The organism is Halodesulfovibrio spirochaetisodalis (genome assembly GCF_001672295.1).
Lineage (GTDB): Bacteria > Desulfobacterota > Desulfovibrionia > Desulfovibrionales > Desulfovibrionaceae > Halodesulfovibrio > Halodesulfovibrio spirochaetisodalis.
This window is the reverse complement of record NZ_JXMS01000014.1, coordinates 56,906-79,969: the sequence shown is the minus strand read 5'-3', so window position 1 is coordinate 79,969 and position 23,064 is coordinate 56,906. Positions and strand designations below refer to the sequence as shown.

Below are 23,064 nucleotides of genomic sequence, written 5' to 3'. Positions count from 1 at the left end.
GCAGCCACTGTCTTTTCTTGAGCCAGTGAAACGGGCAGCATCGCATGCCCAAACATGGAGAAGAAGATGGCAGTTATCAACGGCACAGATCACTTTATCCAGAAAAAAACTGAAGTTCAGAATGCTGATGCAACAATGACCTTTGGTAAAAAAACTGAGCTGGATACATTTTCAACACAGGATGGCATTCTTTTTCTGATCGGCTTTACCGGCAGCAAACGCAATGAACTCGCAGCCCTGCTTGCAGATCGGCTTACCATGACAGTGCAGACACCGGATACACTCGATTCGATGGCAGACCTTGAAGCGCTCTGCGCACACAAAGGCAGCATCATCGTTGTTCCTCAGTCTGCCATGCGTGACGATGAAATACGCAGCAGCCTGCGTGAGCAAGGAAAGGTATTCTATCTTATGACAGAATTGCTTCATCTGGCGCAAAACCTTGGACTGGATGCAGAACAGGGACGCGAGCAGATAGGGGCAGACTTTATTGAGCTAGAGCCACATATGCTGGCATCTCTCCACTTTATCCTACATGGATGGAAAGAACCGGAAGACCTTGTTGAAAATGTGCTGGAGCCACTTGGCTTAGCATAACCGGCTATCAGCAAAGAATATAAAAAAGCGGGTGAGTCCTGTACAGACTCACCCGCTCTTCTTTTATCTATCTACATTGCACCGCGCCATATCTCCAGCAACCAGCGCCCAAGTCCTACCGCAAAAAGCAAGCCCCCTTCCATTCGGGTAATCTTGCCCTGTGTGCGAATAAGCAACCACAGCAAAGCAACTACGCCCACAGCAAGAGTCATGTTCAACAACTCACCCTGCTGAATTGCAATCGGCTGGATCATAGAAGTAAGACCAAGCACGCCGGCGAAGTTAAAGAAGTCACTGCCAATCAGGTTACCGAGCACCATATCATTTCTGCCTTTAAGGGCAGCAGAAAGACAGGTGACTAGTTCAGGAAGCGACGTACCTGCCGCAACAATGGTTACACCGATAAGCCACTCGCTCAACCCGAACACACGCGCAACGCCGGACGCCCCGTCAATCACAAACTGACTGCCGAAGCTTACTGCAACAAGCCCGATCGGAAGCAGCATATACTCCTTCCAAGTAGCTTTTTCACCCTCGGTTGGAACATCACACAGTGCAGTGCCGTCATCAGAAAGCGGCTTTTTACAGCGGAAGTACATCCAGACAAGATAGCCGATGAAAATTGCGGAAAGAATAAGCCCTTCAAATCTGCCCAGATGCCCGCCGATAACCATCAGACGAATCAGCAATTCAACACCGAAGAGAATTGGAATATCCCGTGTGATAAGAGCGTTGTTGCCGGAAACGCTTTTAATCATCGCAACTGCGCCCAGAATGATACCCAGATTGAAAATATTTGAGCCGACAATGTTCGCAAAAGAGATTGAAGGAATACCTTCCAGTGCCGCAGTTAACGTCACCAGAAATTCCGGCAGGCTGGTTCCCATTGCAACAATGGTTAAACCGATTATAAGCTCTGAGATGCCGAAACGACGTGCAATGGCTGCTGCCGAATCCACCACCCAGTCTGCTCCTTTCCATAAAAGAAGCCCGCCTGCCAAAAGGTATGCAATGTATGAAAGCATAACGCTACCTGATACTAAGGTTATTGTGCATGCCCAACGCGAAGTTGAACACGGTCTTTGACAAAGGGGAGATGTAAGATGTGTTGCCACACTTGTCTAGCGTTTGCTGACGATTCAATATCATATGGATTCTTGAAGAAATACCGCAGCAGGAGTATTCTTGCCGTACATTCAGTTAACTTTACCTAAAAGGATATACCATGTCTGTGATAGCAGAACTTTCCATCTTTCCAATGGATAAAGGTGTGAGCATGAGTCCCTACGTTGCCCGTGTTGTTACCGTGATCAAACAAAGCGGCCTTGCCTACGACTTCGGCCCAATGGGAACAACCGTTGAAGGTGACTGGGATGAAGTCATGCAGACAGTTTCCGCATGCTATAAGGAACTGGAAAAAGACTGCGACCGCATCTACCTCACGCTCAAAGTGGACTCACGAAAAGGCAGAACTAACGGCTTGAAAGGTAAAACAGACTCTGTTGCTGCCAAGCTGGAAAAATAAAAAAATAGTCCGCTTGAAGTATCTTCAAGCGGACTGATAGTTTTTAACTTTTCAAATTGTTAGCTAGGACGCTTCGTGTTCCAGCATCTGTATCTGCTCCCACTTACCGGATCGGAATCTGGTAAAGGCAGTCACAGAAAGGATACAAACGTATACGATCAACAATGCCCATAAGGTATGCAGTCCAGCATCAAATACAAAGCGGGCGACAATCACCGGTACGCCAAGGCAGAAGGTTGCACAAAGTGCAATTGCCCACATTACGTACATGGTATCCCCTGCTCCCTTTAACGAACCGAAGAAAATAAGCGCAATGGCATCCTGAATGCAGAACAGTGCCACATACGCCAGCAGAATCCGGCACATTGACTGGATCGTAGCAAACTCCTCAACAGAGATTGCTTCCGGCCTGAATAATGCTGTCAGCTCATACGGGAACAGCAGGAACAATGCACCAAACGTACCCATCCAAAGCAGCGCGACATGCAGTACACTGTGCGCAGCCATACGTGCCTGTGCAGCATCTTTACGTCCCATTGCCTGCCCCACAAGAATAGAAGCGGCAATATGCAATCCAACAACAGGCAAAAATGCCAGTGAGTTGATAGACAGAACGATGTTAGAAGCAGCAAGCTCCACTTCACCAAGACGTCCAACAACCATAATGAACACGGTGAATGCAAAAACATCGAAGAAGCTATTCACACCACTTGGAATACCGAAGCGCATCATACGGAAAAACAAGCTGGCATTAAAACGCCATGCACGCTTAACAAGGAATGTTGCATCATTCTTCGGGGTGAATACCAGCCACGCATACATAATAAGCTGCATAGCCCATGAAGATACCGTTGCCAGAGCCGCACCGGTTATTCCCATTTCAGGGAAAATCCCCACACCGTTAATCAGCATGTAATCAAGCGGAATATTGATCACAACCGCGATGATATTCACAACCATATTCGGACGAGTCTGTCCGAGACCAGTGAAGAAACAACCAATGGCATTAGCAATGATTGCGAACCCTGTTCCCAGCGTCAAAATAGAAAAGTATGTTACCTCTTCTTTCTGCACTTCGGGTGCATGGCCTATAAAAGCAAAAAACGGTTCTGCAACAAAGACCAAGGACGCAATAAGTACCCAGGCAAAGCAGCAGAAATATATTGCCTGCCATACAACGGAACCAACCTTCTCGCACTTACAGGCACCATAATACTGAGCAATGAATACAGAGCTGTAAGACGAAATGCCCATAGCAAACAGTAAGAACACCAGATTGACCATCGCCGCAGGCAACGCAGCAGCAATAGATATCAGTGAATAATTACTCAAAAAGATTCTGTCCGTGAACTCCATGGCAGTCGTGGAGCCGAGGCTGACAACAAGAGGCAGTCCCACATTAAGGACATCGCGATACCCGAAAGGTTCGTTCCAGCGTTTTTTAAACCGAGACAACATATATTTTTCTCCTGAGGTAATCCCCTGCAATCATACATCATATCAACAGAATGCATATAGACAGGACGTTGTACTAACAAAGCTGAAACTCGAATACGCATGCTTTGTCCTGAACACAAGTAACATTTTTCTACACCTGTATTCTTGAACAAGGCAGCCCTGCGAAAACGTATCAACTTTCTTCAAACTAACTTAATCAACTTTATTTGAATTAATAACATCAAATTTAATTGAAATAAGAAGAAACCTTCTACGCAAGCAATTTTTATTTTTCAAGAAAAAGATCGATAAAAAAGTTTATCCTTTGAGCACAACACGTTATCTGCATATGGTTAAATTCTGTACGCTGTTCATTTATCCGTATGCATTTTAACCCTAGTATTTTCTTGAGTTTCTCATCCAATCCAGCTTATTTTATGCTACCTTTGAATGCACAACCTAGTTTTTTAGAAGCGACTTAACCATACAGGATATATCATGAGCGACTTTTCTGACCCAACAAAGTCACAAGAGAACAAACCTCCACGGAAAAAAGAAGCGGTAAATCCCGAGCTTGAACAACAAGCTACAGATGAGGGACAACCACAGGATATTCTTTCAGAAGAACCACCTGCATCCGCAGATGACTCCTCTGAAAAAGTAACTGAAGCATCTTCTTCCGAACAACATACTGAACCTGAAGAGACTGTTGCTGAGTCCGAAAAAACTGACGAAGAAGAGGATGCCTCTCCGGCCTCACAGGAGGAAGGCAACGAGGTGACAACTTCTGATGCGGCTACGACCGATTCTTCAGAAGCACAGCCTGCATCAGACGAACAACCATCAGTTGAAAACGAGCCTGCTTCACATGCTGCCTCCGAGCTTCACGTAGAAAAAGATAATGATACTCAGGATACTGATGATGATTTGATTGTTGCCGCTGCTGCTTCAAAAGTAAGCAGCAGATTCGGTAAAAAGCGTCCAGAGACAGCGCAACCGGAACCAGAAAAAACAGAACCACCTGCACCAGAACCTGATAAGCCGCAGCATGGCACTGTTTCCGCTGAAGTTCCGCCAAAGTCAAAAGCAAGTAAAAAGAAAAAAGAGAAAAAGCCGAAAGAACCGCTGCCGGAAGTCGCTCCTGAAAGCACTCTTCTGAACACCCTTTCTCTTCTTCCGTGTCTCACCCTTGTCATTTTTGCAGCACTGCAAGGCGGCATAGCTCTTTTCTTCAGAGATTTATGGCCATTGCAGGAAACTCAGACTGCTGCTGTGGTGCAGGATACGCTTGCAGCCACCAACTGGCTGACACCGGTGCTGGACGGCAAACCGTACAGTGGCGCAATGCCACTCTACTTCTGGTTCAGCAGCGCCGTTGCCCTTATTCCGGACATCGCACTGACCTTTGCTGTTAAAGCTGCCACCGTCATCAGCAGCATCCTGTTTGTGCTCGCTACATATCTACTTGCCCGCGCAGCCGGAGTCTCTAAAAAAACAAGCCTCACGGGTGGGCTGCTCACCATGGCTGCGTTCCTCCCTGCACTCACCATGCAGCTAAACGGCATGGAAACACTCTTTGCAGCACTGGTGACATTCTCCCATGCCGCATTTGTCATGGGCTGGAAAAAACACCGCTCCTTCTTCTGGATGACACTCGGCTTCATCAGCGCTGCCGCAGCAACTCTCACAGGCGGATTCCCCGGTCTGTTCCTGCCGCTCTTCAGCCTCATCATTACCAGTTGCTGGCGTAAGCGCCCTACCCGCTTCGGCGAATGGGATGTAGCTGGCGGATTCGGTATCTACCTTGTCATGGTGCTAAGCTGGTTTGCGTACGTATACTTTGCTGTACAACCGGAATATCTGCTTAACCTTGTGCCGAATGTTCTGGCAGCACCGTTCAAAGGCGCACTGGCGCACCTGCCATACTGGTGGCACATGCTTGCCATGCTGCCGTTCATACTGCTGCCGTGGCTCATTGTTATCCTTGTACTTCCATGGACAAGACTCTTCGGTCTTTCCTTCTATAAAAATGTACTGGCTACACGTACTCCTGAGCATATCGGCATTGCCTACCTCTGGGTTTCAGCAGTGTTAACCTGCGCAGCATACTGTGTGCTGGATTACATGACTCCGGTGTGGCTGCTGGTTCTGCTTCCTCAGCTTGCCATTCTTGCAGCACGTGCAATTGCAACCTTTTCACCGCTCCGCAGTACTGTCTTCTACAAACTGCTTGCCGTGCTCTTCCTTGCAGCAGGTGTAGGGCTTATTGTTCTGGTAAACTTTACAGAACTTATTCCGTTTGCAGTTGAAGGGTGGATGTACCTTGCAGCCATCCTCTTAGCCGCAGCAGGCATATTCTGGATACGTTCTCCGTGGAACAGCAGACTTGGCGTCGCAGGTCTGGCTCTGGTCATGACCCTTCTCATGCAGCCTCTGCTCATCATGTCAGCTCCGGCAATTAACAGCTTTTTCTCGGTTAAAGAGATTTCACAAAGTTTGAATGAATACGCTGAAAAAGACTTTGTTCCTGTCATCTATAATACAGATCCGGCTCCATTCGCATACTTTGTGGATAAGCCTATCACCCATATATTCGGTATGCATGCCTTGACCACTCTCTTGAATGCCAACAATGATGTTGCCATCATCATGAGTGCAACAGACTGGGATAACTGGCTCACAAAGCCAGACACACTTACTCAGGTAGGTACCCAGCAGCCAGCTATTGCTCATCTGGGTAAAGGCTTTGTCCTTGCTATTCAGGAAAAAAGTGCAGGAAACTACCGAACTCCTCAGCAGCAGGATTCTGACACAGATCTCCCGCAAACTCAGGAAGATCCGTCAACAGCACCTACTGATGAAATGAAACCGGCTGTTCCTTCAGACACACCGCCGGAAATCGACTTGCCACAAACGGATAATGAAGAGGATCCGGCACCGTTCAACCAGCCTGTGCATGACAACAGCACCACTGCCGATGCATCATCTGAGCAGGAAAACGTTGTGGCAACGCAGGCTGAGCCGACCCAAACCGCTGTGCAACCTGCACCGGAACAGACAGCACCTGAGAACTAACAAGACAGATTAAGAACAACAAGTAATACAACAAGCAAAGTCAGATGCAGAATCTTTGGTTCGTATCTGACTTTGTTATGTAAACAGTTTCGAATAGTTCTGGCAGACACAAAAAAACGCGCCTCATGTGCATGAGGCGCGTTTTTTACTGACTAACTATTATTTCTTTTCTTCATCAATCGGCTCACAGTCAATAACTACTGCCTGCCGCGGAGTCTGTTCAGTGTCATTTTTAATTTCACTGAAAATGGTCTGTTCATCTTTCTGCTGTCCGCCGGAAGAATGCCATGTGTAGTACGTAAAACCGGCATGATTCTGACTTCCACCCTGAATGGTTGCAGCGCTGAACTGCTTACGCAGCCAACGGGCCATAGGTTTACGGGTTAGCGGAAGCAACAAGGCCAGACCCGCAAAGTCTGTAATAAACCCCGGTGTAAGCAACAGCAGACCTGCCACAAGAATAAGAAGTCCTTCCACCATTTCGTCAGCCGGCATTGACCCTTCGTTCAGGGACTGGCGAACTTTCTGCATGGTGTAAAACCCTTCCATACGCGCAAGCCACGCACCGGCAATACCGGTAAGAATAACAATCCCGATGGTAGGCAGTCCGCCGATAACGGAACCTACAGAAACTAACATATATAATTCAAGAATCGGGATAAGTGTAAACAGTAAAAATAATCTTCCAAACATATTGTTATGCCCTTCAATGTCTAAGCAATCTATCCGTACCACAAACAACTAATCATTTAATAGAGGATGACAAGTTGATTCGGGTAAGTTTCCCACCTTGCTTGTGCGAGTATCCAGAAAATACAGCAAAAGCCACCACACTGTTGCTGCATACAGCACACAGGCTGTATGTTGTTTTCTGTCCTATTGTATGCATATTACACGCAATAAACAGGTCTTTCGGGAAAAATCATCCGCATAAAAAATCCCTGCCTGCAATTCTTAGTAAAGAAACTTACGGGGAAAGAAAAGGCTGGATAAGGAAAAGTAAGTTTTCACTGATCACATTTATATATTACATAAAAAAAAATCTCACCATTTCTGGTGAGATTTTTTCTTTTCTTGTCCAATCTGGATCGCCGAAAAAGCTTAAGCACTCTTGGTTGCTACAGGCTTAACAACAGCTCCAGAACGAAGACAACGGGTGCAAACGTTGATAGATTTTACCTGACCGGTAGGGAACTGGTGACGTACACGCTGAAGGTTAGGCAGAAAACGACGTTTGGTTTTGATATGAGAGTGGGAAACATTGTTACCAACCTGCGGGCCTTTACCGCAAATAGCACATTCTTTAGCCATGGCGATTCTCCGTATATTTAAAGAAAAAAATTTATTACTTTGATTTTCACACGAGAGGATCTTTTGGTAAAAGTATTAACTCCCACTCGCGCAAGCAAAGAGATGGGAGTATTATACCTTCGGTACAAAAAAGGCAACCCTTTTCTTGACAAACAAATACTCTCGCATGTAGAAATCCCCTTCCGCAAGAGGACATCAATATGAAACAACTTTGGCTAGCAATCAAGGATCTGCCTCCTGAAGGCAAGGAAATAATCATCAACGACCAATCCGTATGGCAAGGTCCCATTGATGAATTTGCTCTTCCCTACACTATAAAAGAAGAGCTTGCAGCCTGTATATTTCTTATCCCGCAAGAACAGGGATGTATCGCACACGGCAGCATCACAGGTGCTGTTGCCCTGCCATGCAACCGCTGTACACAGAATGCGTTAGTTCGCATTAACCAAAATTTTGATGAAGTTTTCATACTTGACGAAGACCTTAGTTCGGATGATACCGAACCTAACGTTCGCATCGCCAATGAAAGTACTGGAATCGAAATTGAAATTGCAGGCGTTCTTTGGGAAGAATTTGTCATCGCCCTTCCGGTCAAGCCTTTATGTAAGGAAGACTGCAAGGGTCTTTGCGCTGAATGCGGCAAAGATTTAAACACTGGAAAATGCGAGTGTGAAGATTCAACACTCGATCCACGCTTTGCGGTTCTCAGAAACCTTAAAGTGAATAAATAACGATTACGTCTTTCGGAATTCATTCGAAAGCAGAATAAAGAGAGGATCTGTCATGGCTGTAGCACAGAAAAGAAAATCCAAGTCCCGTAAGGGCATGCGTCGCTCCCACCATCGTGTGGCTGTACCTTCCGTAGTATACTGCGAATGCGGCGAAGCAGCGCTTCCACACCGCGTTTGTGCATCTTGCGGCTCTTACAACGGTCGTCAGATCAGTAAGGACGATGCATAGCATTCCCGTTATAGCCGTGGACGCAATGGGCGGTGACATTGGCCCGTCTGTTAACGTCCCGGGTGCTATTCAGGCTGCTCGCACCTTCGGTATCAAGGTTATTCTTGTCGGTAACGAAGAGTTAATCAATGCCGAACTCGATAGGCTACCCCTAAAAGGGGTGGCCTATGAAGTAGTGCACACTGACGAAGTGGCGGGCATGGACGAAAAGCCTTCCGACATCCTCCGCCGCAAGAAGAATGCGTCTATCCAGATTGCATGCCGCCTTGTTAAAGAAGGTAAAGCAGACGGTATTGTCAGCGCCGGTAACTCCGGTGCTACTGTCGCATGCGGTATGTTTATCATCGGACGTATTGCCGGTGTAGAACGCCCAGCACTTGCGAGTGTCATGCCTACAGAGAAGAATCCTATCGTTCTTCTTGATGTAGGAGCCAACGTAGATTGCAAGCCTCAGCACCTGTTCCAGTTCGGCCTTATGGCTAACGCTTTTGCCCGCGACCTTCTGGAGTATGAATCTCCAAGAATCGGTCTTCTTTCCATCGGGGAAGAAGAAGGCAAAGGGAATACACAGGTAAAAGAAGCCTACGACCTGTTTAAGCTCACCAACGACATCAACTTTCTTGGGAACGTTGAGGGACGCGACCTATTTACTGGCGAAGTAGATGTTGTTGTGTGTGACGGTTTTGTGGGCAACGTGGCCTTGAAACTCAGCGAAGGCCTCAGCACCTCTATGGGTCGGCTATTAAAACGACAGTTGATGTCGAGTACTATTGCAAAAATAGGCGCATTACTGGCTAAAAAAGCGTTTAAAAAGTTCGCAAAAATTGTGGACTATGCCGAATACGGCGGCGCTCCGGTTCTGGGTCTTAAGGGGATCGCAATTGTATGTCACGGCGCATCGAATGATAAAGCTATCTTCAACGCCGTAAAAATGGCATCTACTTTCGTACGCAAAAAAACAAACGAGCGTCTCGTCGAAGCAATCAGCGCCAATGAAGAGCTGGCTAGCCTCGGCAGAGCGATTAAGAACTAAAGCTGAGGCGGTGCAGTGTAACTGTACCGCTTTGTGGCTTTCCGGAAACTGCAATGAAAAAGCAATGTTACATCCGGGGCTTCGGAGCATATGTTCCTGAAAAGGTTCTCACGAACTTAGACCTCGAAAAGATGGTCGACACAAGCGACGAATGGATCAAAACTCGTACAGGTATCGAGCAGCGCCACATTGTGGCAGAAGGTCAGTCAACATCAGACCTCACCGCTCACGCAGCAAAAGCTGCCCTTGCTGATGCGAAAATGGACCGGGAAGAGTTATCTCATATTCTTGTGGCGACATGTACTCCTGATGCGTACTGCCCGAACACAGCGTGCATTACCGAAGACAAGCTCGGTTTAAAAGGCCGTATGGCACTTGACGTAAACGCTGCTTGTTCCGGTTTTGTATATGGGTTGAAAATGGCAAGCGCTCTTGCCCATACAGAAGATGATGCAAATATTCTTCTGTGCGGCGGCGAAACCATGTCATCCCGTACCAACTGGGAAGACCGCAACACATGCGTTCTTTTTGGTGACGGCGCAGGCGCAGTAGTCATTTCCGCCACTCCTACAGAAGATTCTACAAAGATTGTAGACATCGAGCTTTCCTCTGATGGTTCTTTGTGTGAATTGCTTACCATCCGCGGTGGCGGCTCTTCTTTGCCGTACAAGGTGGGTCAGCAGGTTCCTGAAGAACATTTCATTATGATGCAAGGACGCGAAGTCTTTAAGCATGCTGTACGCAGCATGGTAAGCGTTTGCACCACAGTTATGGAGCGCAACGGCCTTACCCCTGACGACATCGATATTCTCATTCCGCATCAGGCAAATATGCGAATCATTGAAGCAGTCGGGAAAAAGCTTACCATCGACAGTGAGCGTGTGTACGTGAATGTAGACAAGGTAGGTAACACATCTGCCGCGTCTATTCCGATTGCACTTGGACAGGCCAAAGCAGCCGGCACACTTGAACCGGGCAAGAACATTCTGCTGACAACATTCGGCGGCGGTTTCACCTGGGGTGCGGCTCTGCTTAGAACCTAGAGATCACCCAGCCTGCCTTTTCCCGACAAACGTAAACGTTATTAAGATGTTACACAGCCATTTTTGGGAATTGAAGTTATACTCTCTTTAGGGTATAAGGCAGTGCTTTTAACACCTAACCAGAAGCGATTTATCATGGAATTACTCTCAACTGCACTGGTTACCGGCGGCTCACGCGGAATTGGCAAAGCCATCGCTGAACAGCTGGGAAAGGCCGGATTTCAGGTTTACCTCACATACGTTTCTAAGCCGGAAGAGGCTCAGAGCGTTGCAGCTGCCATTGAAGCTGCTGGTGGTAAAGCAAAAGCGTTCAAATTAGATGTTGGTAATCCAGAAGAGATTGCAACATTTTTTAAAGAAGAAATTAAAGACAAGGTTAAGCTTGATGTTCTTGTGAACAATGCAGGCATTACTAAAGACGGCCTTCTTCTTCGCATGAAGAATGAAGACTTCGACCGAGTCATTAACGTAAACCTGCGCGGAGCTTTTGTTGCTTGTAGAGAGGCAGCAAAACTCATGAGTAAGCAGCGCTGCGGCCGCATCATCAACCTCACTTCTGTGGTTGGTCAGATGGGTAACGCAGGTCAGGCTAACTACTGCTCTGCAAAAGCCGGTATCATCGGCATGACAAAATCCATGGCAAAAGAACTCGGTGCCCGTAATATCACCGTGAATGCTGTTGCTCCGGGTTTCATCAAAACCGATATGACCAACGCTCTTCCAGAAGCTGTGCGCAGTGATTACGAAAAAGCAATTCCTCTCAAACGCATGGGCGATGTAGAAGATATTGCAAACGCTGTAGCCTTCCTTGCATCAGACGGTGCTGGCTACATCACTGGGCAGGTTATCGCCGTAAACGGCGGTATGTACTGCTAGCGGACCCGGTCCGTTATAAAACTTTACTGCTTTCCCCTGAGAAGGCAAAATCACAGAAAAGAAAACAATCCATTGGAGGAATCCATGTCTGTAGAAGCAAAAGTTAAACAGATCATCATTGAGCAGCTCGGCGTTTCTGAAGAAGAAGTAAAAAACGAAGCTTCCTTCGTTGAAGACCTCGGCGCTGACTCCCTCGACCTTACTGAACTCATCATGGCTATGGAAGAAGAGTTCGGTGTTGAAATTGACGACGACGACGCACAGAAAATCCTGAAAGTTCAGGATGCATACGACTACATCGCTAAGCAGCAGTAGTCCGCACTGTCAGAGCGTTTTATATACAGGCGTCTTATGCACCAGTGCATGAGACGCCTTACCCGCTTATTTTGACAGCACATAAATGAGGTAGTGTTGTCAGGCGCAACATGAAGAGAAGCGGGTTGATTTTATCTCTTATTACAGCGCAATTTTCCCCAGGAATGAAGCATATGACTGAAAAAAGAGTAGTAGTAACCGGCCTTGCGACCATTAACCCGCTCGGGAATGATGTTGACACAAGCTGGGAAAAACTGATTGCCGGTGAGTCCGGTATCGGTCCTATCACCCAGTTTGATGCAAGTGAATTCACTTCACAGATTGCAGGCGAAGTTAAAGATTTTAATGCGGCCGACCATATCCCGCCTAAGCAGGCCCGCCGCATGGACCGTTTCGTACAGTTCGGCGTTGCATGTGCAAAACAGCTCATGGAACACTCCAAGTACGAAATTACAGATGAAAATGCTAAACGCGTAGGTGTAATGCTCGGCGTTGGACTCGGTGGTCTTAACACCATCGAAATGTTCCACTCCAAGCTCACCAGCGCAGGCCCTAACAAAATCAGCCCGTTCTGGATTCCAATGCTGATTTCAAACATGGCTCCGGGTCAGGTTTCCATTTTTACTGGTGCAAAAGGCCCTAACCTTGTGTTCACCAGTGCCTGTGCCTCCGGTACCCATGCTATCGGCCACGCATTTGAAGAAATTAAAACAGGCCGTTGTGATGCTGTCATCACAGGTGGTGTAGAATCCACCATCACACCAATGGGTGTGTCCGGCTTTACCGCACTTAAAGCACTTTGCAGCAACCGTAACGAAGAGCCAACTAAAGCTTCCCGTCCATTCGACGGCGAACGCTCAGGCTTCATCATCGGTGAAGGCGCAGGACTCCTCATGCTTGAGTCCCTCGAATCTGCACAGGCACGCGGTGCAAAAATTTACGCGGAAGTTGTGGGCTTCGGTTCCACTGGTGATGCATTCCACATGACTGCACCACGTGAGGACTCCGAAGGAATGGCACAGTCCATGATCAATGCTATTGAAGAAGCAGGGATCGAGACTGGTGCTGTAGACTGCATCAACGCACACGGTACTTCTACCTCTCTTAACGATAAGGCAGAAACCGGTGCGATGAAGAAAGTCTTTGGTGATCATGCGTACAAGCTGCGCGTTTCAGCGAACAAGTCTCAGACTGGCCACCTTCTTGGTGCTGCTGGTGGCATGGAAGGGGTTTTCTCCTGCCTGACACTTGATAAAGGAATTGTTCCTGGAACCGCAAACTATGAAACACCTGACCCAGATTGCGATCTGAACTACATGGGGAGTGGTTCAGAGGAGTATCAGGCTGAGTACGTTCTCAGCAACAACTTCGGCTTTGGCGGCACCAACGCAAGTGTGCTGTTCAAACGTTTCAACGGGTAATATGTGTTGGGCGTGCGCGGGCTGATGGCTGCGCACGCCCTTTTTCTTCCTCATTTAACTAGTAAGGGGCATCACTCATGGATGAAGTTTTTATCCAAGATCCCGAAGTAGGCCGTTCCATTTTTCAAGAGATCGATCGCCAGACCGGTGGACTTGAATTAATTGCATCAGAAAACTTTGTATCGACAGCAGTGCGCCAGACTCAGGGCTCCGTACTTACGCATAAGTATGCGGAAGGCTACCCGGGCAAGCGTTACTACGGCGGTTGCGAATACGTTGACGTAACCGAAAACATTGCTATTGAGCGTGCAAAAGAACTCTTTGGTGCAGAATATGTTAACGTGCAGCCGCACTCCGGCAGTCAGGCTAACATGGCAGCTTACTATGCTATCGCTAACGCTGGCGATACAGTACTTGGTATGGATCTCTCCCACGGGGGACATCTCACCCATGGTAGCCCTGTGAACTTCTCCGGTAGATTCTTTGACGTTAAAGCATATGGTGTGAACCGTGAAACCGGCCGCATCGATTACGACAACGTTCTGGAACTTGCTAAAGAACACAAGCCGGCGGTTATCATCGCAGGCGCGAGTGCATACCCTAGAGAGATCGATTTTGCGAAGTTCCGTGCCATTGCAGACGAAGTAGGCGCGAAACTGTTTGTGGACATGGCACACATTGCAGGCTTAGTTGCAGCAGGTTTGCATGTTTCCCCTATTCCACACGCACACGTGACCACTACCACCACCCACAAAACTCTGCGCGGTCCACGCGGCGGCATGATCCTGTCTTCTGAGGATCTCAGCAAGCCACTGAACAGCCAGATTTTCCCGGGTATTCAGGGTGGTCCGCTCATGCACGTTATTGCAGCTAAAGCTGTTGCCTTCGGCGAAGCATTACGTCCTGAGTACAAGGTCTACCAGCAGCAGGTTATCGACAACGCTAAAACAATGGGTCAGGCTCTTCTTGATGAAGGCTTCAACCTTGTTTCCGGCGGTACAGACAACCATCTCCTGCTGATTGATCTGACTAACAAAGATATTACCGGTAAAGATGCTCAGCTTGCTCTCGACAAAGCAGGCATCACTACCAACAAGAACACTGTTCCTTTTGAGACCCGCAGTCCGTTCGTGACCTCCGGTATCCGTATCGGTACACCTGCGCTGACAAGCCGCGGTATGAAAGAAGCAGACATGCAGAAGGTTGCAGCATGGATGGTTGATGCGCTCAAGAACATCGACAACGAGACCTACCTTGCTGACATCCACAAGCAGGTAACGGCGTTTGCCCGCCAGTTCCCGCTCTTCGCTTGGTAAAACCAAGCCCTTATCTGCCGGATAGAGATAACTCTGTGCAGAACAAGGAATATGAAAACGTCAGAACCATCACCTAACCATGTGTGAACATCTGCGTTTTTCTAAATGACGCCGCTTCGTGCGGGGTTGTCATTGATCTTAAGCCGGGGTTGCTACCCCGGCTTTTTTTGTCCGAATTTCGGGATTGAGCGCTTTTATACTTTGGGTGCGTTTCCAAATTATATATGGTTCCTTGACTGCGACATGCGACACACATATCGTATTTGTCCTGTTTTATTTTTTCATCAACCAACGTCCCGTTGGAAACCCCCGTGTCGGAGTTACTACACATGCAGCAGAGACTTCCCTGGCCACAATATTTCATGGATATCACCTACATGGTCGCCGAGCGCTCAACCTGTCTTCGTCGAAAAGTCGGTGCCATCGCAGTAAAAGATAAGCGCATACTGGCTACCGGTTATAACGGTGCCCCTGCCAGCACATCCCACTGTCTTGATGTCGGATGCCTCCGTGCTGAACTCGGAATTCCATCCGGTCAACGCCATGAGATGTGCCGTGGTCTGCATGCAGAACAAAACGTCATCATTCAAGCGGCTGTTCACGGAGTTTCCCTTGCAGGCGCAGAAATTTACTGCACCACCATGCCATGCCTTATTTGCACCAAAATGCTGCTCAACTGCGGTATCAAGGGCGTATACTATGTTGAAGGCTATAATGACGAGCTTGCTGCGGCTATGGTGAACGAAGCAGGCATTCCTTTCACTAAAATCGATCACGTGGTTCGAGGCGCATAATGCAGCGGCCTGATGCCCATTTCATGCGCCGCGCTATAGAGCTTGCAGAAAAGGGACGCGGCGCGGCTGCACCTAACCCCACTGTAGGGGCTGTTCTGGTTAAGCACGGACAGATCGTTGCAGAAGGCTATCACACTGCCTGCGGACAACCTCACGCAGAAATCGAGTGTCTGCGCAATGCTGCTGAGAACGGAATTACTCCGGCTGACTGCACCATCTATGTTACGCTTGAGCCCTGCAACCACTATGGGAAAACCCCGCCCTGTTCCAAGGCAATTCTGGATGCAGGTATAAAGCGTGTAGTTATAGGCTTAAAAGACCCTAACCCTAAAGCCAAAGGCGGAGCAGACTTTCTGCGCGAACACGGTGTACACGTTGAAACGGGTGTTCTGGAAGCAGAATGCCGCGACCTTGTTGCAGACTTCCTGACATGGATTCAGACGCCATACCCGTATTCCATTTTGAAACTGGCTTCCACGTTGGATGGCAAAATTGCCACCCGTACAGGCCACTCACAATGGATCAGCGGTGAAGAATCCCGCAAGCGCGTACATGAGCTCAGAAAAAAAGTTGATGCTGTTATTGTAGGCGGTGGAACATTCTACGCAGACAACCCGCAGCTCACCTGTCGCCTCGAAGGTGTTGAGCAGCAACCGCTCGCAGTGATTGTCACGAAACGTCTTCCGGAAAACCCCGAGCAATTCACGCTGCTTTGCGACCGGCCGGAACAAGTTATTTTCTGGACAAACGAAAAATCAGCCTTATCTGATGCAGCAAGGAAATTGCAATCATCAGGCAGCACTGTACTCGCTGTGCCGGAGCAAAACGGAGAGCTCGACCTTGCAGCAGGCCTCAGCTGGCTGCGGCAGGAAAAAAACTGCCTCTACACCCTTTGCGAAGGCGGCGGAAAATTGGCATTATCGCTTTTAGAGAATATGCTCGTAAACGAATTCCAATTGCATATGGCTCCGAAAATTGTCGGAGATCACAGCGCGCCCGATATTTTTTCCGGTAGAAGCATAGCTACAATGGATGAAGCGCTCCAATTGCGAATTATCAAAACGGAACTCAGCGGTGATGATGTTATCGTAACATTACGCCGACAGGAAATGTAACATGTTCACAGGAATCATTCTCGGACAGGGCGAAATCCGCTCCGTTCAGAACATGGGCAAAGAGACCCGCTTCACAATCAAGCCACGCTGCGAATTAACCGACTACGTTCTCGGTGAATCCATCGCCACAAACGGCGTGTGTCTTACTGTTGAAGATTTCGGCGCTGACTGGTTCAGTGTTTACGCATCTGCAGAGACTATGGGGCTTACCAACCTCGGCAAGCTCAAGTCCGGCAGCTACGTAAACCTTGAACGCGCTCTGGCAATGGGCGACCGCCTTGGCGGACACATTGTTAGCGGACACGTTGACTGTATCGGCACTGTAGATTCTGTGCGTCCTGCAGGACTTTCCAAGATCTACAGAATTTCCTTCCCGCAGGAGTTCGAAACACAGGTTATCCCGAAAGGTTCTGTAACGCTGGACGGAATCAGCCTCACAGTTAATGCTTGTGGAAACAGTTTTCTGGAAGTAAACATTATCCCTGAAACTCAGAAGATTACCACAATAGCCCAATGGAATCCGGGCTACAGTGTTAATATAGAGACCGACGTTATCGGAAAATATGTCCAACGCATGCTTGGTGCATGGCAGCCCAACGCAACGCAGGAGTCTTCGGCTCCATCCTCTATTACGGAAGAGTTTCTCAGAAAGAACGGATTCTAATTTTCGCATTCATTAATCTGCTTCGTGGGACATGCAGTTTAAGAACATACAACGAGGTGCGACAATGCCTATGTGTACGGCCGAAGAGGCCATTGAAGAGATTAAAAAAGGTCGGATGGTTATTCTCGTAGATGACGAGGATCGCGAGAACGAAGGTGACCTTACTATTGCTGCAGAGCATGTAACACCAGAAGTTATCAACTTTATGGCAACTCATGGACGCGGGCTTATTTGTCTTGCGCTTGCACCTGAATGGGTAGACAAGCTCGACCTGCCAATGATGACCCAGCGCAATGGTTCAAAATTCGGCACCAACTTTACCGTATCCATTGAAGCCCGCACAGGTGTTACCACCGGTATATCTGCCAAAGACCGTGCTACAACTATTCAGGCAGCAATTGCAGACGACGTAAAACCGGACGACATTGTTACTCCGGGTCATATTTTCCCGTTACGCGCACAAAAAGGCGGCGTACTTGTTCGTGCAGGCCAGACAGAAGGTTCTGTTGATCTTGCCAAACTCGGCGGCCTCAAAGGCGCAGCGGTTATTTGCGAAATCATGAAAGACGACGGTGAAATGGCACGTATGCCGGATCTCGTCGAATTTGCTGAAAAGCACGACATGAAAATCGCCACTATCCGCGATCTCATCCGCTACCGCATGCGTCCGGACGAACTGTCCGTTACCCGCGTTGCAGAAGCGGAAATGCCTACCAAATACGGCGAATTCAAAATCATCGCCTATGAAAACGAACTTGAGCCGGAAACTCATGTGGCTATCGTTAAAGGGCCTATTGATTCCAGCAAACCGGTACTCGTCCGCGTACACAGCGAATGCCTTACCGGTGACGTGCTCGGCTCCATGCGTTGCGATTGCGGCGACCAGCTTGCAAACGCCATGTGCAAAGTTCAGGCAGAAGATCAGGGCATCATCCTGTACATGCGTCAGGAAGGACGCGGTATCGGCCTTGCCAACAAAATTAAAGCGTACAACCTGCAAGATCAGGGTTACGACACTGTAGAAGCAAACGAAAAGCTCGGCTTTAAGGCTGACCTTCGCGATTACGGCATCGGTGCACAGATGCTGGTTGATCTCGGTGTTCGTAAAATGCGCATGATGACCAACAACCCTAAAAAGATTGTCGGCATCGAAGGGTATGGAATTGAAGTAGTTGAACGTGTTCCTATTGAAATGAATGCATGCGAATTCAACGAAGATTACCTGCGCACTAAAAAAGAAAAAATGGGACACATGCTGGAACATCTTAATGATTCCAAGTAGTCACCGTTATTTACAGTAAATATATGCTCCCTATCCCTAAAAATAGTTCTTTTCAGGGCTAGGGAGCTTGTTCTATACTTACCGACCCGCTTTTGCTGCTGGAGCAAATTGCGGTCACAAGAAGGAGATTATACATGCTGCATATCAAAACTATCGAAGGTCAGTTCGACGCTAAAGGTCTTAAAATCGCTATCATCGCAACCCGTTTCAACGATTTCGTTGTTGACCGCCTTGTGGGTGGCGCAGTGGATTACCTTGTGCGCAACGGCGGCGACCGTGAAGACATTACTATCGTAAAGCTTCCTGGTGCATTTGAAATGCCTATCGCTGCTAAAAAACTGGCTGCAAGCGGTAAGTATGACGGCATCGTAGCACTCGGCGCAGTTATCCGCGGCGCTACTCCTCACTTTGATTTTGTATGTAATGAATGTGCAAAGGGTCTTGCACAGGTCAGCCTTGACTCTGACGTACCAGTTGGTTTCGGCCTGCTCACCTGTGACTCTCTTGAACAAGCAATCGAACGCGCTGGCTCCAAAGGCGGCAACAAAGGCGTTGAAGCCGCATCCGCCATGCTTGAAACATACCGTGTTCTGGAGCAATTGTAATATATGGCTAACAAACCAAAAAAAACACCACGTAAGTTGGCTCGTGCACAAGCATTCCAGTTTCTGTACGGCTTAAACTTTTCTCCGGCTATGACTATTGAAGCATTGCAGGAAGCCTACATGACTTCCCCTGACAATGCAGATAAGCCGGAAGCCCAGTGCCAGCCGGAAGGCTTCACCTGGGATCTCATCGAAGGTGTATGGAGTAACTACCGTGCTCTCGATGAAGTGATCGCTCAATTTTCCCGCCACTGGAAAGTGGAACGTATCGGTAAAATTGAAATCACCCTGCTCCGCCTTGCAGTTTTTGAAATGCTCTACCGTGAAGACATTCCACCAAAAGTTGCAATCAACGAAGCAATCGAACTTGCAAAGCAGTTCGGTGATGACCGTTCCCGCCCGTTCGTTAACGGTCTACTAGATGCTGCAGCAAAAGCTCTCGAAGAAGGCAAACTGGAACTGAAATACTAAAATAGAATACAGTAAGAATGCCTCCGGCGGGCAGGCTCCGCCTTGCATCCGCAAGGGGGACGCCCCCTTGACCGCGATTTGACGAAAAGTTTTTTCTCAATGACCAAGTCTTCGGCTTCTTTATGTACCTCTTTTCAGTCGCCTTCATATATAGCGTTTTCTTGTGCCCGGACTCCTTGAAAAAGGAGTCCGGGCATATCCCGTTAAAATAACATTTTTGCACAAAACAAGCCCCCTTCTCTTGCCGAAGAACAGGTTGTTTTGTATTGCAAGGCATTAAAAATAAATATGATGTTCCAGAAGCTCCATATTGCTGTAACTGCATAACAGGCTTCTATGTAACTATATATTTTTTATAGAGAATCAAAAAACTGTTGTACACATACGGATACCTTCATTGCTGCGACTTCGCACAGAAACTATCCGTATTCGCGGTCAAGGGGGCGTCCCCCTTGCGGGTGAAGGGCAGAGCCCTCCCGCCGGAGGCACCTCTCCATGACGCATTTTCACAACAGACTTTTTTAATGAGCGAAAGATTAAAGGAACTGTCGGCAATGAAATATGATCCGCAAGCCATAGAAACGAAGTGGCAGCAAACTTGGGCTACCAACGGCGATTTCCACACCGATCACACATCGGACAAACCTAAACACTATGTGCTGGAAATGTTCCCGTACCCTTCCGGCAACATTCACATGGGTCATGTTCGCAACTACTCCCTCGGTGATGTTGTAGCGCGTTTCATGCGTATGAAAGGCAAAAACGTAATGCACCCTATGGGCTGGGATGCGTTCGGTCTTCCTGCAGAAAACGCAGCTATCAAAAACAACATCCACCCTGCAAAATGGACTCACTCCAACATCGACAACATGCGTAGCCAGCTCTCCCGTCTCGGCTACTCTTTCGACTGGCGCCGTGAGCTTGCTACCTGCGACAAAGAATACTACCGCTGGGAACAGCTGTTCTTCCTCAAATTTCTTGAAAAAGGTCTGCTCTACCGCAAACGTCAGGCTCAGAACTGGTGTCCTACCTGTAATACTGTTCTTGCTAACGAACAGGTTGAAGACGGCCTTTGCTGGCGCTGTGACACCGTTGTTGAACAGCGTGACCTCGCACAGTGGTTCCTTAAAATTACAGATTACGCTGAAGAGCTTCTTGCAGACCTTGAAAAGCTCAAAGGCGGCTGGCCTGATCGCGTTATTTCCATGCAGGAAAACTGGATCGGTAAATCCGTAGGTGCTGAAATTCAGTTCAAAGTTGAAGATTCAGACGAAACTATTCCAGTCTTCACCACCCGCCCTGACACCGTCTTCGGTGTAACCTTCATGAGTCTTGCTCCTGAGCATCCGATGGTTGAAAAACTTATCGAAGGCAAAGAGCAGGCAGAAGACGTACGCGCATTTGTAAAACGAATCACCAACATGGATCGCATCGAGCGTACCTCTGACAACCTCGAAAAAGAAGGTATCTTCACCGGCGCATACTGCATCAACCCTATTAACGGTGCAAAGATTCCTGTGTACGTGGCAAACTTTGTTCTCGTTGATTACGGTACCGGTGCTGTTATGGCTGTACCTGCCCATGACCAGCGTGACTTTGAATTTGCACGCAAATACGATCTCCCGCTTCAGGTTGTTATCCAGCCTGAAGGTGAAGAGCTTGATACTGCAACCATGACAGAAGCTGCTTCTGCTCCGGGTAAAATGGTTAACTCCGGCGAATTCACCGGAATTTCCAACGAAGAAGGTAAAGCAAAAGTTGCTGCATGGCTTCAGGAAAACAACTGCGGTGAGAAAACCATTAACTACCGCCTGCGTGACTGGAACATCTCCCGCCAGCGCTACTGGGGTGCTCCAATCCCTGTAGTATACTGTGATGAGTGCGGTATTGTTCCTGAAAAAGAAGAAAATCTTCCTATTGAACTGCCTCTCAACGTGCAGACACACGAAGACGGCCGTTCTCCGCTTCCGGATACTCCAGAATTTGTAAACTGCTCCTGTCCTCAGTGCGGTAAGCCTGCACGCCGTGAGACAGACACCATGGATACATTCGTTGAATCCTCCTGGTACTTTGCACGCTACACAGATGCACAGAACCACGAAGCACCGTTTACTCCGGAAGCACTCAATTACTGGGCACCAGTTGACCAGTACATCGGTGGTGTTGAGCATGCTATCCTGCATCTGCTCTACGCACGCTTCTTTACCAAAGCACTGCGCGACTGCGGTTACATGAACTTTGACGAACCATTCGCAAACCTGCTCACTCAGGGCATGGTACTGATGGACGGTTCCAAAATGTCCAAGTCCAAAGGCAACGTTGTTGACCCTACAGACATGATCGCGCGCTACGGTGCTGACACAGTTCGCCTCTTCTGCCTCTTTGCGGCACCACCTGAGCGTGACTTCGAATGGTCAGAAACCGGCATTGAAGGTTCTTTCCGTTTTGTAAACCGCATCTGGCGCCTGATTGAAGAGCTCGAAGGCGAACTCCTTACTGTACAGCCTTGTTCTTCCACTGCTGACGACTGCACTTGTAAAGAAGCAAAGTCCATTCGTCTGAAAGAACACGAGACCGTTAAGAAAGCAGGCGACGACATTGAGCAGCGCTTCCAGTTCAACACAGCTATCGCAGCTGTTATGGAACTGGTAAACGAACTCTACCTTGCAAAAGACGCACTCAAAGGCGACGAAAAAGGCCGCAAAGTGCTCTCCTCTGCAATCAGCACTGTTGTTAACCTGATGTCTCCATTCACTCCGCACCTTTGCGAAGAGATCTGGGAACACCTCGGACACACAGAGCGCCTCGTACACGCCATGTGGCCGACCTACAGCGAAGAAGCAATGGTTAAAGACGTGCTCACCGTTGTAGTACAGGTAAACGGCAAAGTTCGCGCCCGCCTCGAAGTGCCTGCATCTGCAAGTAAAGAAGAAGTGGAAGAGCTCGCTAAAAACGATGCTAACGTTATGAAACACGTTGAAGGAAAAACAATCCGTAAAGTGATCGTTGTTCCGGGCAAGCTTGTTAACATCGTAGCAAACTAGCACAGCCTGCGACGCATACGTTTCGTCCCCGACGGACAAGGGAGATCATCTACCTGCCCCCGTCAGACGACGCATAGAGATTATTCGTTGCAGTTTACGGCGTAACGCCAATAATAAAAAAGCCAAACTCTACCAGACCGTATGGTCCCTGAGAGTTTGGCTTTTTTATTTGGAAAAGAT

Annotated in this window: 22 protein-coding genes; 18 read left to right on the top strand and 4 right to left on the bottom strand. The window is 48.2% G+C overall.

What is annotated here, in order from left to right; genetic code table 11:
- The first annotated feature begins 66 nt into the window (after window positions 1-66).
- Window positions 67-597: a hypothetical protein gene (locus SP90_RS09470; protein ID WP_066854998.1), complete on the top strand. Its 531-nt coding sequence runs from the start codon at window positions 67-69 to the stop codon at window positions 595-597.
- Window positions 598-668: 71 nt separating this feature from the next.
- On the opposite strand, the gene SP90_RS09465 is transcribed toward SP90_RS09470, so the two are convergent.
- Entirely contained in the window at window positions 669-1,622 is a 954-nt protein-coding gene (locus SP90_RS09465) for a calcium/sodium antiporter (RefSeq protein WP_066854995.1), read from the bottom strand.
- A gap of 200 nt (window positions 1,623-1,822) precedes the next feature.
- Here SP90_RS09465 and SP90_RS09460 point away from each other — a divergent pair, with 200 nt between their 5' ends.
- On the top strand, window positions 1,823-2,122 hold the full coding sequence (locus SP90_RS09460) for an MTH1187 family thiamine-binding protein (RefSeq protein ID WP_066854992.1): 300 nt from the start codon (window positions 1,823-1,825) through the stop codon (window positions 2,120-2,122).
- 63 nt (window positions 2,123-2,185) lie between these two features.
- Here the strand turns inward: SP90_RS09460 and SP90_RS09455 are convergent, their stop codons facing one another.
- A complete protein-coding gene (locus SP90_RS09455) occupies window positions 2,186-3,580 on the bottom strand; it encodes an MATE family efflux transporter (RefSeq protein ID WP_066854989.1) in 1,395 nt (464 codons plus the stop codon).
- A 477-nt stretch (window positions 3,581-4,057) separates the two neighbouring features.
- Here SP90_RS09455 and SP90_RS09450 point away from each other — a divergent pair, with 477 nt between their 5' ends.
- Complete coding sequence (locus SP90_RS09450; protein WP_066854986.1) at window positions 4,058-6,634, top strand: hypothetical protein; 2,577 nt, start codon at window positions 4,058-4,060, stop codon at window positions 6,632-6,634.
- A gap of 159 nt (window positions 6,635-6,793) precedes the next feature.
- Here the strand turns inward: SP90_RS09450 and SP90_RS09445 are convergent, their stop codons facing one another.
- Window positions 6,794-7,327 carry an FxsA family protein gene (locus tag SP90_RS09445; RefSeq protein ID WP_066854983.1) on the bottom strand — a complete coding sequence of 178 codons (534 nt, stop codon included), beginning with the start codon at window positions 7,325-7,327 and terminating at the stop codon, window positions 6,794-6,796.
- Between the two features lie 408 nt (window positions 7,328-7,735).
- Entirely contained in the window at window positions 7,736-7,945 is a 210-nt protein-coding gene (gene rpmB / locus SP90_RS09440; RefSeq protein WP_066854980.1) for a 50S ribosomal protein L28, read from the bottom strand.
- A gap of 200 nt (window positions 7,946-8,145) precedes the next feature.
- On the opposite strand from rpmB, the gene SP90_RS09435 reads away from it, so the two are divergent.
- The 15 genes from SP90_RS09435 (at window position 8,146) to leuS (ending at window position 22,884) form a co-directional block, all read left to right on the top strand.
- Window positions 8,146-8,676, top strand: coding sequence for a YceD family protein (locus SP90_RS09435; RefSeq protein ID WP_066854977.1), 531 nt, complete (start codon window positions 8,146-8,148; stop codon window positions 8,674-8,676).
- Between the two features lie 52 nt (window positions 8,677-8,728).
- Complete coding sequence (gene rpmF, locus SP90_RS09430) at window positions 8,729-8,905, top strand: 50S ribosomal protein L32 (protein ID WP_066854975.1); 177 nt, start codon at window positions 8,729-8,731, stop codon at window positions 8,903-8,905.
- Window positions 8,898-9,938 (top strand): phosphate acyltransferase PlsX, encoded by a 1,041-nt coding sequence (plsX, locus tag SP90_RS09425; RefSeq protein WP_066854971.1) that lies wholly within the window; start codon window positions 8,898-8,900, stop codon window positions 9,936-9,938. Before rpmF ends, plsX begins: the two co-directional genes overlap by 8 nt.
- A gap of 53 nt (window positions 9,939-9,991) precedes the next feature.
- Window positions 9,992-10,981 carry a beta-ketoacyl-ACP synthase III gene (locus SP90_RS09420; protein ID WP_066854969.1) on the top strand — a complete coding sequence of 330 codons (990 nt, stop codon included), beginning with the start codon at window positions 9,992-9,994 and terminating at the stop codon, window positions 10,979-10,981.
- Window positions 10,982-11,113: 132 nt separating this feature from the next.
- The gene (fabG, locus tag SP90_RS09415) at window positions 11,114-11,857 is read left to right on the top strand and encodes a 3-oxoacyl-[acyl-carrier-protein] reductase (protein WP_066855031.1); all 744 of its coding nucleotides are present in this window, start codon (window positions 11,114-11,116) and stop codon (window positions 11,855-11,857) included.
- A gap of 84 nt (window positions 11,858-11,941) precedes the next feature.
- Window positions 11,942-12,172 carry an acyl carrier protein gene (gene acpP, locus SP90_RS09410; RefSeq protein WP_066854967.1) on the top strand — a complete coding sequence of 77 codons (231 nt, stop codon included), beginning with the start codon at window positions 11,942-11,944 and terminating at the stop codon, window positions 12,170-12,172.
- Between the two features lie 173 nt (window positions 12,173-12,345).
- A complete protein-coding gene (fabF, locus tag SP90_RS09405; RefSeq protein WP_066854966.1) occupies window positions 12,346-13,593 on the top strand; it encodes a beta-ketoacyl-ACP synthase II in 1,248 nt (415 codons plus the stop codon).
- 77 nt (window positions 13,594-13,670) lie between these two features.
- Complete coding sequence (gene glyA / locus SP90_RS09400) at window positions 13,671-14,909, top strand: serine hydroxymethyltransferase (RefSeq protein ID WP_066854963.1); 1,239 nt, start codon at window positions 13,671-13,673, stop codon at window positions 14,907-14,909.
- Between the two features lie 329 nt (window positions 14,910-15,238).
- Window positions 15,239-15,703 carry a deoxycytidylate deaminase gene (locus SP90_RS09395; protein ID WP_066854958.1) on the top strand — a complete coding sequence of 155 codons (465 nt, stop codon included), beginning with the start codon at window positions 15,239-15,241 and terminating at the stop codon, window positions 15,701-15,703.
- Window positions 15,703-16,818, top strand: a complete 1,116-nt coding sequence (gene ribD / locus SP90_RS09390) for a bifunctional diaminohydroxyphosphoribosylaminopyrimidine deaminase/5-amino-6-(5-phosphoribosylamino)uracil reductase RibD (RefSeq protein ID WP_066854955.1) — start codon at window positions 15,703-15,705, stop codon at window positions 16,816-16,818. Before SP90_RS09395 ends, ribD begins: the two co-directional genes overlap by 1 nt.
- A 1-nt stretch (window position 16,819) precedes the next feature.
- Window positions 16,820-17,482, top strand: coding sequence for a riboflavin synthase (locus tag SP90_RS09385; protein ID WP_066854952.1), 663 nt, complete (start codon window positions 16,820-16,822; stop codon window positions 17,480-17,482).
- Between the two features lie 64 nt (window positions 17,483-17,546).
- Complete coding sequence (locus SP90_RS09380; RefSeq protein ID WP_066854949.1) at window positions 17,547-18,764, top strand: bifunctional 3,4-dihydroxy-2-butanone-4-phosphate synthase/GTP cyclohydrolase II; 1,218 nt, start codon at window positions 17,547-17,549, stop codon at window positions 18,762-18,764.
- Window positions 18,765-18,898: 134 nt separating this feature from the next.
- On the top strand, window positions 18,899-19,369 hold the full coding sequence (gene ribH, locus SP90_RS09375) for a 6,7-dimethyl-8-ribityllumazine synthase (RefSeq protein WP_066854946.1): 471 nt from the start codon (window positions 18,899-18,901) through the stop codon (window positions 19,367-19,369).
- A 3-nt stretch (window positions 19,370-19,372) separates the two neighbouring features.
- Window positions 19,373-19,840 carry a transcription antitermination factor NusB gene (gene nusB / locus SP90_RS09370; RefSeq protein ID WP_066854943.1) on the top strand — a complete coding sequence of 156 codons (468 nt, stop codon included), beginning with the start codon at window positions 19,373-19,375 and terminating at the stop codon, window positions 19,838-19,840.
- A 554-nt stretch (window positions 19,841-20,394) separates the two neighbouring features.
- Window positions 20,395-22,884 carry a leucine--tRNA ligase gene (gene leuS / locus SP90_RS09365; protein WP_082936375.1) on the top strand — a complete coding sequence of 830 codons (2,490 nt, stop codon included), beginning with the start codon at window positions 20,395-20,397 and terminating at the stop codon, window positions 22,882-22,884.
- Window positions 22,885-23,064: the final 180 nt, after the last annotated feature.